Source organism: Streptomyces sp. NPDC101219 (genome assembly GCF_044767675.1).
GTDB lineage: Bacteria > Actinomycetota > Actinomycetes > Streptomycetales > Streptomycetaceae > Streptomyces.
This window is the reverse complement of the sequence record NZ_JBIWOK010000008.1, coordinates 136,254-145,426: the sequence shown is the minus strand read 5'-3', so window position 1 is coordinate 145,426 and position 9,173 is coordinate 136,254. Positions and strand designations below refer to the sequence as shown.

Genomic DNA, 9,173 nt, shown 5'->3' with positions numbered 1-9,173 from the left:
GGATCCGCCCGCCGGGGCCGGGCCGCGCGCACCGGCCGGCGTCCGCCGCCGGTGCCGACGGGGTGCCCGGCCGGACCGGCTAGCCTCCCGGAATGGCTATTGACCTGAGTGATCCCGGTCCGGAATTCCTCTCGTTCTGGCGGGAGCGGCTGTTCCCCACCCTCACCACCATGCGGCCCGACGGCAGCCCCCATGTCGTCCCCGTCGGGGTGACGTACGACCCGGAGCACCGGCTCGCCCGGATCATCACCCGGCGGACGAGCCGGAAGGCGGCCCATGTCGGGGCGGCGCAGCCGGACGGCGCGCGGGTCGCGGTGTGCCAGGTGGACGTGGGCCGCTGGGCGACCCTGGAGGGTGTGGCGCGGGTGCGCACCGAGCCGGAGGCGATCGCCGAGGCGGTCGAGCGGTACGCGGAGCGCTACGGCCGCATGCCCAGCCCCAACCCCGAGCGCGTCGCCATCGAGATCACGGTGACGCGCGCGATGGGACGCGTCTGAGGCGGGGCGCCCGGGCCTCTCGTTTCGGATTTCGCCGGGCTCGCGGGCCCCGGGTGTGCATGGGGTGAGCGGTGCGTCCGGCGGGCACGGCCGCACCGCGCGCTGTGGGGATCACCACAAAGGGCGGAGCGGAGGGACCGTGTCTCCCGCCAACGCCCTGATCATGGTGGCGAGTTCCGCCCGGGGCACCTCCAGGTCCGCCGCCCGGAGCCGCTCGGACAGCTGCGCCTCCAGCTCGTGCAGGGTGCGCCCGGCCACGGTCAGGTGGGTTCGCGCCCGGTCGGTGAGGACCACCAGTCTGCGGCGCCCGCCGGCGGGGTGCGGGCGGCGCTCGACGTAGCCGCGCTTCTCCAGGTCGTCGACGATCTGGCCGGCGGCCTGCTTGGTGACCCCGAGCTCTTCGGCCAGCTCGCTGCTGGTCGCGCCTTCACCGCGCAGCGCCTGGAAGGCCAGGCCGTGGACGGGACGCAGGTCGGCGTACCCGGCGGCGTCCAGACGGTTCACGAATTCGGTGAGGACCAGTTGGAAGGCCATCCCGAGCAGGAAGGTGAGCTCGGTCCGCTCCAGGGGGTCTGACGTCTCCATCGGGTCATCTTGACACAGTTGTATAAAGTCACTTTACTCGCCGTGAGTAAAGTGACTTTATACAGGAGGTCCGCCGTGCATGTGATCAGTGAGAGCGAACAGCGCACCACCCGCACCTCCGCGGGCGTGATGTACGGACTGGCGGCGCCCAGCCAGGGCGGCGCCGAACTCAGCATCTGGCGGGTGGAGCTCGGCGCGGACGCGGCGACGCCGGTGCACGTCATCGACCGGGAGCAGGTGTGGATGCCGCTGTCCGGCTCGTTCGAGGTCGAGGTGGACGGCAGGAGCGAGATGGCCGGTGCGGGCCAGGCCGTGGTTCTGCCCGCCGGCTCGGTGCGGCGGCTGACGGCCGCAGGCGGGCCGGCGCAGGCACTGGTCGCCATGGCCGCCGGAGGCCGTGCCGTGCTGCCGGACGGACAGGAACGGATTCCCCTGCCCTGGGCCGAGTGACGCGCCCGCGCAGGGCGCAGGCGCGCGACGCGGCGCCCCCTCCCCTCAGAACCAGCCGCGCTCGCGGGCCGACAGAGCGGCCTGGCAGCGGTTGGTGGCGTGCAGGCGGGTCATCCGGCTGGCCACGTGCTTGCGGTACGTCCGCACCGAGATGCCCAGGTCCCGGGCGCCGCTCTCGTCCTTGTCGGCGCTGTGGAGGGTCTTGAGGATCCTGCGCTCGATCTCGGTGGGCGACACGTCGGCCGGGGTGGGCAGTTCCTGGGCCATGGCCCACATCCGGTCGAAGAGGGTGACGAGGGCGGCCACCAGGCCGGGCTCGCGCGTGAGCAGGGCGGCATCACGGCCACCGGCACGGCACAGAGCCTCCTGTCCTTCGCCCCCCCTGACCTCGACCATCACCATGCCGGCCCGGATCATCGCGGGCGACACCGCCTGGTGGGAGCCCCCAGCCTCGCTCCTGGTCTCGCCGGCGGCCGCCACCCTCGTCGTCCTGGCCGCCGAGCGGGTCTACCGCAGGGCCCTGATGCAGACCGGCCGCAAGCTGTCCTTCCGTCAGGCCTTCAAGCCGGCCGACTGAACCGGCGCCGGGTGGCACTCCCGCCCGGCCTGGCCGGAACCGCTCCGGCGGACGCGAGCGCGTCCCTACCATCCAGACGCCGGCCGGCGGCATGGCCGCCGGACACCCGGCGGAGCAACCCCGTCCACCCGGTCCGAAGGACCGGAGCAACTCCCCGAGGAGACACGTCATGAGCGACACGAACCGCCCCAACAACACCGTCCTGTACGCCGCCCTCATCGCCATCCTGTGCGGCGCCGAAGTGGCGGTCATCACCAGCGACATGGGCAACACGGTCCGGTACGGTCTGGGCGCCGTGCTCCTCCTCGCCCTGGTCGCGTGCGTCTTCCAGCTGAGCCGGACCCGCCGCACCCGCTGATCCCGCCGCACGCGTTCGCCCCCGGGCCGGGGCCGCCCCCGCCCCCCGAGCGGCCCCGGCCGGACACCCCCCTCCAGTGGAGGCTTCCATGCCCACCGAGCACCCCGTCCGCATCAGCGGCCCGGACGACGCTGCCCCGGAAACCGCGGCGATCCGCCTGATCGCCCTGCTGCCCACGGGCCGGAGAGCCACCGTCCTCGACTGCCACGGCGGCACGGCGACCCTGAAGCTCACCGTGCCCGACGGCCTCACCCCGCCGGCGGTCGACCGCACCCTCGACGACATCCTCGCCAGCCCGGTCCTGCGGGGCTGGACCAAGGCGTGACGGCGCCGGCCCCCACCGGCCGGTCCCGCCCGTCCCACTCACTCCTCCCATCCCGCACGCCTCCCACCCCCACCGAATCAAACCGCGCGGTCGGTTCGGTAGGGTCCGCGGGGGACGTCAATTACCCGCCATGATCGTCCGGTACCAGGGGGCGGCGCGCGCGAACGCCTCCGCGAAGCGCGGGCCCGGCGAACAGTCCAGCTCCCGCCAGAAGGCGTCGTCCGTGAACCAGTGGTCCACGGTCAGCATGCCGAGGTGGTGCAGCGCCCGCGGGGACCCGGCGGCCCGTGCCAGCGCGGTCTCGACGTCCACCGGGGCGGTATCACCGGGCCGGTGCTCCACCAGGGCTCCGACCGCGGCGAGCAGCTCCGGGACGGGCACCGGATCGGGGTGGTTGACGTAGTGGATGCTCCCGGGCCGCGGGCCGGTGCCGGGCAGCGCCGCCGCCACGACCGCCCGGCCCAGCGCGTCGGCGTCGATCATGGACTGACGTGCGTCGCAGCCGGTGAGCGTCGCGGACAACTCGCGCAGCAGACCCACCAGTCCGGGGACCACCCAGCGGTCGCCCCGCCCGTACACCAGGTGTGGACGCAGCACGACGCCGCCCGCGTCGAGGACGTACCGTTCGGCCGCCGCCCGGCTGCGGCTGGTCGCGGAGGCCGGAGCGATCGGCACCTCGCCGGGCCGCACCCCGCGGAACGGCCCGCGGCCGTGGACCGCCGCGGTGCTCACGTACACGATGCGGCGCACGCCGCTGCGCACCGCCTCCGCCACCAGGGTCCGGGTGCCGAGGTCGTTGACCGCGGTGACGGTCTCCGGGTCCCCGCCGACGCGCGTGGCGCAGTGGACGAGGACGTCGACGCCCGCACAACAGCCGTGCAGGGTGGACGGATCGGCGAGGTCGGCCCGGATGTGCGCGGCCTCCGGGGTGCCCCCGGCCGGGCGGCGGGACAGCAGGCGCAGGCGCACGCCGGGCTGCTGCCGCGCCGCCGCGGCGACCCTGCCGCCGATGAAGCCGGTCGCGCCCGTGAGCAGGAGGTTCACCGTCATGACAGGGGCTGCACCGGGGCCGGGGGAGCGGCGGTGAGGGTGGCGGTGAAGACGGGTTCGTCGTCCTGGCGGCCGGTGACCCGGACCGTCGCCTCGTCCTCGGTCTTGTCGAGCACCTCGGCCTCTATCAGGCAGGGCGAGTCCAGTTCGGCGTAGCGGCTGAAGGCGACGGCCATCGCGGACGGCAGGAAGGGCCGCCTGCCCGACGCCGCGGTCGCCGCCTGACGGGCCGCCTCGAACAGCACCATGCCGGGCACGTGGTCGTTGGGCCGCTGGAACAGGACGGGGTGACCGGTGTGCACGCGCAGCCGCCAGGTGCCCTCCCGGTCGGCGGGGGCCAGGACGACGTCGTCCTCGCGGTCGCGGCCGGCCCGGGCGGGGGGTATCGCCGGCAGCAGGGGTATGCGGGCGCCGAGGGCCGTCAACTGGCGTGCGCGCAGGCGGCGGTAGGCGGCCGGGGAGGTGCAGCCGGTGCTGCCGGTACCGCGGGCCACGAGCCGTCCCGCGCGGTGGAACTCCATGGTGGTGCGCATGCTGTGCAGGCCCTGGCCCCGTCGCCGGACCTCGGAGCAGACCACGTCGACGGTGACGGGCTCACCGGCCTCCGTGAGCCGCAGCCCGGACGGGTCCGTCAGCACCTTCAGGTCGCGCATGACGAAATGGGTGTCCGCGGGGGCACCGAACTCGGCGTGAGCGAGCACCATCGAGGCCTGCCGCAACGTTTCACCGACGACCATCGGGTCCTGGTGGCGGTCGTCCACCGGGGCGAAGAAGGCGTGCTCGGCGGGCCAGTGGGCGGTGATGCGGAATCGGTGTCCGGACAGCCGGACCCATTCGGCGGGGAAGACGTCCGACGCGCGGGACCGGTGCGCGAGTTCCGGCGTGACCGGCGTGGGTGCGCCGGACGGTGCCGAGGTGCCCGTAACGCCTCGCGGCGGCCCGGTCGGGTCCTCCGCGGATGCGCCTAAGTCACCTGTCTGCGGCATTGCGGACCCCCGGGATCAACGGCCTGGTTCCGGTCAACTTCGCACTAAGATACGGACGAGCCGGTTTTTTTCAAAGTGATCTGCGTCGCCGATCGCCCCGCATCACTGAAGATGTGCTCACGCGCCCGTCCGACACGGCGGCCGCCCCGACGACCGCGCCCGCATGCCGGGTGACATCGCGGGGCACCGGGGGCGATCAGAGATTCACGCCAGATCAGGAGGCACCCGATGGCGCGACAGGAGCGCGCGATCCGCACGCGGCGGACGATCCTGGAGGCGGCCGCGGCCGTCTTCGACGAACGCGGCTACACGTCGGCGACCATCGGGGAGATCCTGGAACGGGCCGGGGTGACCAAGGGCGCGCTGTACTTCCATTTCGGCTCGAAGGAGGAGCTGGCGCTCGGCGTCTTCGAGGAGCAGCTGGCGCTCACCCTGCCGCCGCAGTCCAGCAAATTGCAGGAGCTCGTCGACTCGGGCCTGGTGCTGGCGCTGCGGCTGCGCACCGAACCACTGGTCCGGGCGAGTGTCGGACTGGCCCTGGACCAGGGGGCGTTGGGACTGGACCGCACGCCGGCGTTCCGGATGTGGATCGACCAGACCACCCGGACGCTCACCGAGGCGAAGACGGGGGGCGAACTGCTGCCGCACGTCGACCCGACCGAGACCGCCGAACTGCTGGTGGCGGGCTTCTCGGGGGTGCAGCTGCTGTCGCAGCTGCGCTGCCAGCGGCGGGACCTGGAGCACCGGGTGGTCGTGCTGTTCCACCACATGCTGCCGGGCATCGCGGTGCCCGCGGTGCTGGCCCGGCTGGAGATCTCCGCGGAGCGGGCGGAGCGGGTCTTCGCCCAGGGGCGGTCCGAGCCCATGGCGGAGGCGGGTTAGGCGGTGTCCGCCACACCGGGCGGACACGCGCTCATCAGCCGCGTCGACAACGCCGCCGGCCGCTGCTCCTCGGAGGGCGGAAGAATCACGCAGTTCGGCCCCGGATACACCAGGGTCTGGTTCCCGTTGGGGTGGCGGACCACGTAGGGAGGTCCTCCGCCCGCACCGCGTACCTCGATGATCTCTCCCAGTTGACCCCGGTCACTTCCATCGCTGCCGTGATCCGGGATCCGGTCTCCCACCTTGGCCCGCACGCCGCCACCTGCTCTTTCGAGCTGCTGATCTCGGTGATCAACGTTTCCTTGTGAACGACTTCTGAAGCAAGTCGTCACCGACCCGTCGGACAGGGCGGGCGGCCGGCTGTGGGCTCGTCCACAGACGGGGGTGCGGGAGTGGTCCACAGCCGTGGGGCTCGGGAGTTGTCCACAGGGTGTGACGTGTTTCCGCCCCCGGTTGTAGCGTCTGCGTCGTCGAGGCCGTTCCTCGCGCCGCCGGCGGATCCGCAGGCGCAGGCGACAGGGTGGCGTGCCGGGGCGGTGCGCGGGCGGGCGCACCCCGCAGGGGGGGAGAAGGTTGCTGTGAGCGAACAGGGTGCCCGAGCGGGCGGGGCCGCGCAGCGTGAGCAGGTGCCGGGCGCGCGGGAGACCGGAGCGGGACCGCGGCTGCCGCGGGTGAAGGGATTCGCCGGGTGGCCGGCCGAGGGCTCCGCCAAGGCGGACGGCAAGGCGCTGCGCGGGCGGATTCCCCGCACCGACCACGCCCTCCTCGACCTGGACGCCTCCCGCCCGGACGCGGTGCAGGCGGTCGAGGAGTCCAGCCGTGGCCGGCTGCCCGAGCTGACACCGATACGGGTGGGCAGGATGGCCGCGACGCCCTTCGCCTTCCTGCGCGGCTCCGCGGGTCTCATGGGCCACGACCTGGCCCGCACCCCCGTGACCGGGATACGGGCCCAGATATGCGGGGACGCCCACGCGGCGAACTTCGGCCTCTACGGCGACGCGCGCGGTGGCCTGGTCATCGACCTGAACGACTTCGACGAGACCGCGTCGGGCCCCTGGGAGTGGGACCTCAAGCGGCTCGCCGCCTCCCTGGTCCTCGCCGGCCGGGAGGCCGGGGCGGACGAGGACACCTGCCGGGCCGCCGCCCAGGACGCGGCCGGTGCCTACCGCCGCACCATGCGGCTGCTGGCGAAGATGCCGGTCCTGGACGCCTGGAACGCCATCGCGGACGAGGAACTCGTCTCCCACACCGACGCCCACGACCTGCTGGGCACCCTGGAGCGGGTCTACGAGAAGGCGCGCGCCAACACCAGCGGCCGCTTCGCCGCCAAGTCGACCGAGGCCACCGAGGACGGCGGGCGGCGCTTCGTCGACGCCCCGCCCGTGCTGAGCCGGGTGCCGGACGCCGAGGCCGCCGCCGTGGCCGCGTCCCTCGAGGAGTACGTCACCACGCTTCCCGAGGACCGCCTGCCGCTGCTGGCCCGGTACGCCGTGCACGACGTGGCCTTCCGTGTCGTCGGCACGGGCAGTGTCGGCACCCGCTCGTACGTCGTCCTGCTCCTGGACCACCGGGGCGAACCGCTGATCCTGCAGGTGAAGGAGGCCCGCCCCTCGGCCCTGGCGCCGCATCTGCGGGCCGCCGGCTTCGAGGCCGCGGGACCGCTGACCGGCGCCGGCGGGGACGCGGATGCCGGGGCCGGCCACGAGGGCCGCCGCGTGGTCCTGGGACAGAAGCGGATGCAGGTGGTCAGCGACAACCTGCTGGGCTGGACGACGGTCGACGGGCGCCACTACCAGGTGCGCCAGTTCCGCAACCGCAAGGGCAGCGTCGACCCGGCGGCCCTGGCCGCCGACCAGGTCGACGACTACGCCCGGATGACGGGCGCCCTCCTGGCCCGCGCCCACTCGCACAGCGCCGACCCCCGTCTGATCGCGGGCTACTGCGGCAAGAACGAGGAGCTGGACGAGGCCGTGGCCGCCTTCGCGGTCCGCTACGCCGACCGCACCGAGGCCGACCACGCCGACCTGGTGACGGCGGTGCGGTCGGGACGCATCGCGGCCGAGCTGGGCGTCTAGACCCCGGGGAGCGGCGCCGGGCGCCGGGGCTCGGCCCGCTGCTCGGCCTGCTCGGCCCGGTGTCCGGTCCGCTCCCGCCCCGGGACGGACGCACCGGGTCCGGTAGGTGCCCTAGGCTGTCCGGGTGACGACCTCGCAAGGTGAGCAGGGTGGCGGCGCCGACGCGCGGCGGGAGCCGGCCGGTGCGGGTGCGCCGCGGCCCGAGGAGCGCCTGGAACAGGCCGTACGGGCCGCCGAACAGGCGTTGATCGAGTTCGAGATCGCCGTGGAGACCTTCCGCGTCGAGGTGGAGAACTTCTCGCGGCTGCACGAGCAGAAGCTGGGCCCGATGTACGCCCGGCTCGAGGAACTGGACGCCCGGATCCTGGAGGTGAAGGCCGAACGCAGCGGCGACCCCGAGGACCGGCGGCGGGCCGACGAGGCCCGGGCCCAGCTGGCGCCCATCCCCGGTGTCGAGGAACTGCTGAACGGCTGGATGGACGGCGGCGGCCTCTACCCGGAGGCCGCGGCGATGCTCACCGACCAGCCGGTCCGGCCCCCGCAGCGGGTGCGTCCCGGGGAGGAGGCCCGCAAGCTGTACCGCGACCTCGCCCGCAAGGCCCACCCGGACCTCGCCCAGGAGGACTCGGAACGCCGTCGGCGCGAGGAGTTCATCACCCGCGTCAACGCGGCCTACGCCCGGGGCGACGCCTCGGAACTGCGCGAGCTCGCCGAGGAATGGGCGGCCGGACCGCAGCCCAAGCGCGTCGCCGGCCCCGCCGACGAGCTCTACGCCCGCCTGGAGTGGCTGGCCCGGCGCAAGGAACTGCTCACCGCGGTGGCCAAGGAGCTCGAGGACAGCGCCATCGGCGGGATGCTCCGGCTCGCTCCCGAGGACCCGGACGGTCTGCTGGACGAGATCGCGGAGCAGCTGCGCACCCAGCTCGCCGAACGCGAGGCGGAGCTGGCCCGGCTGCTGGACTGAGCTGCGGACCGGGCCCGTCCGGTAGCGTCGGGGACATGAGTTTCGGAGCTGGTGTGCCCACGGTCGGGGTCGCGGACCTCAAGGACGGCGACTTCCTGCTGGACGTCCGCGAGGACGACGAGTGGAAGGCCGGTCACGCCCGAGGGGCGCTGCACATCCCCATGAGTGAGTTCGTGGCGCGTTACGCCGACCTGACCGAGGCGGCCCCGCAGGACGGGCGGGTGCACGTCATCTGCCGTTCCGGCGCCCGCTCGGCCCAGGTCGCGATGTACCTGGTCCAGCAGGGTCTCGACGCCGTGAACGTGGACGGTGGCATGCAGGCCTGGCAGGACAGCGGTCGTGCCGTGGTGGCCGACGGCGGCGCTCCGGGGCACGTGCTGTAGCCGGGAGCGGTGTCGCCCGGACGCGTGTCCTTGCGGTGGGG

At 73.8% G+C, this 9,173-nt stretch carries 14 protein-coding genes; 9 read left to right on the top strand and 5 right to left on the bottom strand.

The annotated features are described in order from the left end of the window. Positions 1-92 precede the first annotated feature (92 nt). Positions 93-497: a pyridoxamine 5'-phosphate oxidase family protein gene (locus ACIRPP_RS17850; protein WP_403643409.1), complete on the top strand. Its 405-nt coding sequence runs from the start codon at positions 93-95 to the stop codon at positions 495-497. A gap of 111 nt (positions 498-608) precedes the next feature. Here the strand turns inward: ACIRPP_RS17850 and ACIRPP_RS17845 are convergent, their stop codons facing one another. Beyond that, positions 609-1,082 carry a MarR family winged helix-turn-helix transcriptional regulator gene (locus tag ACIRPP_RS17845; RefSeq protein ID WP_403643406.1) on the bottom strand — a complete coding sequence of 158 codons (474 nt, stop codon included), beginning with the start codon at positions 1,080-1,082 and terminating at the stop codon, positions 609-611. Between the two features lie 75 nt (positions 1,083-1,157). Here ACIRPP_RS17845 and ACIRPP_RS17840 point away from each other — a divergent pair, with 75 nt between their 5' ends. Further along, positions 1,158-1,532, top strand: a complete 375-nt coding sequence (locus ACIRPP_RS17840; protein WP_403643403.1) for a cupin domain-containing protein — start codon at positions 1,158-1,160, stop codon at positions 1,530-1,532. Between the two features lie 45 nt (positions 1,533-1,577). Here the strand turns inward: ACIRPP_RS17840 and ACIRPP_RS17835 are convergent, their stop codons facing one another. After that, entirely contained in the window at positions 1,578-1,934 is a 357-nt protein-coding gene (locus ACIRPP_RS17835; RefSeq protein ID WP_403643399.1) for a hypothetical protein, read from the bottom strand. On the opposite strand from ACIRPP_RS17835, the gene ACIRPP_RS17830 reads away from it, so the two are divergent. The 3 genes from ACIRPP_RS17830 to ACIRPP_RS17820 all read left to right on the top strand — a co-directional run bounded on the left by ACIRPP_RS17830 (position 1,933) and on the right by ACIRPP_RS17820 (position 2,792). Next, positions 1,933-2,109: a hypothetical protein gene (locus ACIRPP_RS17830; RefSeq protein ID WP_403643396.1), complete on the top strand. Its 177-nt coding sequence runs from the start codon at positions 1,933-1,935 to the stop codon at positions 2,107-2,109. The genes ACIRPP_RS17835 and ACIRPP_RS17830 overlap by 2 nt on opposite strands. 169 nt (positions 2,110-2,278) lie before the next feature. After that, positions 2,279-2,467: a hypothetical protein gene (locus ACIRPP_RS17825; RefSeq protein WP_164333628.1), complete on the top strand. Its 189-nt coding sequence runs from the start codon at positions 2,279-2,281 to the stop codon at positions 2,465-2,467. A gap of 88 nt (positions 2,468-2,555) precedes the next feature. Continuing rightward, the gene (locus ACIRPP_RS17820) at positions 2,556-2,792 is read left to right on the top strand and encodes a hypothetical protein (protein ID WP_403643393.1); all 237 of its coding nucleotides are present in this window, start codon (positions 2,556-2,558) and stop codon (positions 2,790-2,792) included. Positions 2,793-2,909: 117 nt separating this feature from the next. Here the strand turns inward: ACIRPP_RS17820 and ACIRPP_RS17815 are convergent, their stop codons facing one another. After that, entirely contained in the window at positions 2,910-3,842 is a 933-nt protein-coding gene (locus ACIRPP_RS17815; RefSeq protein ID WP_403643390.1) for an NAD-dependent epimerase/dehydratase family protein, read from the bottom strand. Beyond that, entirely contained in the window at positions 3,839-4,828 is a 990-nt protein-coding gene (locus ACIRPP_RS17810; RefSeq protein ID WP_403643388.1) for a ScbA/BarX family gamma-butyrolactone biosynthesis protein, read from the bottom strand. Before ACIRPP_RS17810 ends, ACIRPP_RS17815 begins: the two co-directional genes overlap by 4 nt. Before the next feature lie 228 nt (positions 4,829-5,056). On the opposite strand from ACIRPP_RS17810, the gene ACIRPP_RS17805 reads away from it, so the two are divergent. After that, on the top strand, positions 5,057-5,710 hold the full coding sequence (locus ACIRPP_RS17805) for a ScbR family autoregulator-binding transcription factor (RefSeq protein WP_403643386.1): 654 nt from the start codon (positions 5,057-5,059) through the stop codon (positions 5,708-5,710). Here ACIRPP_RS17805 and ACIRPP_RS17800 read toward each other — a convergent pair. Further along, the gene (locus ACIRPP_RS17800) at positions 5,707-5,952 is read right to left on the bottom strand and encodes a DUF1918 domain-containing protein (RefSeq protein ID WP_403643952.1); all 246 of its coding nucleotides are present in this window, start codon (positions 5,950-5,952) and stop codon (positions 5,707-5,709) included. The two genes, ACIRPP_RS17805 and ACIRPP_RS17800, sit on opposite strands and share 4 nt — an antisense overlap. Positions 5,953-6,288: 336 nt before the next feature. On the opposite strand from ACIRPP_RS17800, the gene ACIRPP_RS17795 reads away from it, so the two are divergent. The 3 genes from ACIRPP_RS17795 (at position 6,289) to ACIRPP_RS17785 (ending at position 9,132) form a co-directional block, all read left to right on the top strand. Continuing rightward, entirely contained in the window at positions 6,289-7,785 is a 1,497-nt protein-coding gene (locus tag ACIRPP_RS17795; protein ID WP_403643384.1) for a DUF2252 domain-containing protein, read from the top strand. Between the two features lie 124 nt (positions 7,786-7,909). Beyond that, positions 7,910-8,749, top strand: coding sequence for a hypothetical protein (locus tag ACIRPP_RS17790; protein WP_403643381.1), 840 nt, complete (start codon positions 7,910-7,912; stop codon positions 8,747-8,749). Between the two features lie 53 nt (positions 8,750-8,802). Then, the gene (locus tag ACIRPP_RS17785) at positions 8,803-9,132 is read left to right on the top strand and encodes a rhodanese-like domain-containing protein (RefSeq protein ID WP_403643949.1); all 330 of its coding nucleotides are present in this window, start codon (positions 8,803-8,805) and stop codon (positions 9,130-9,132) included. Positions 9,133-9,173 lie beyond the last annotated feature (41 nt).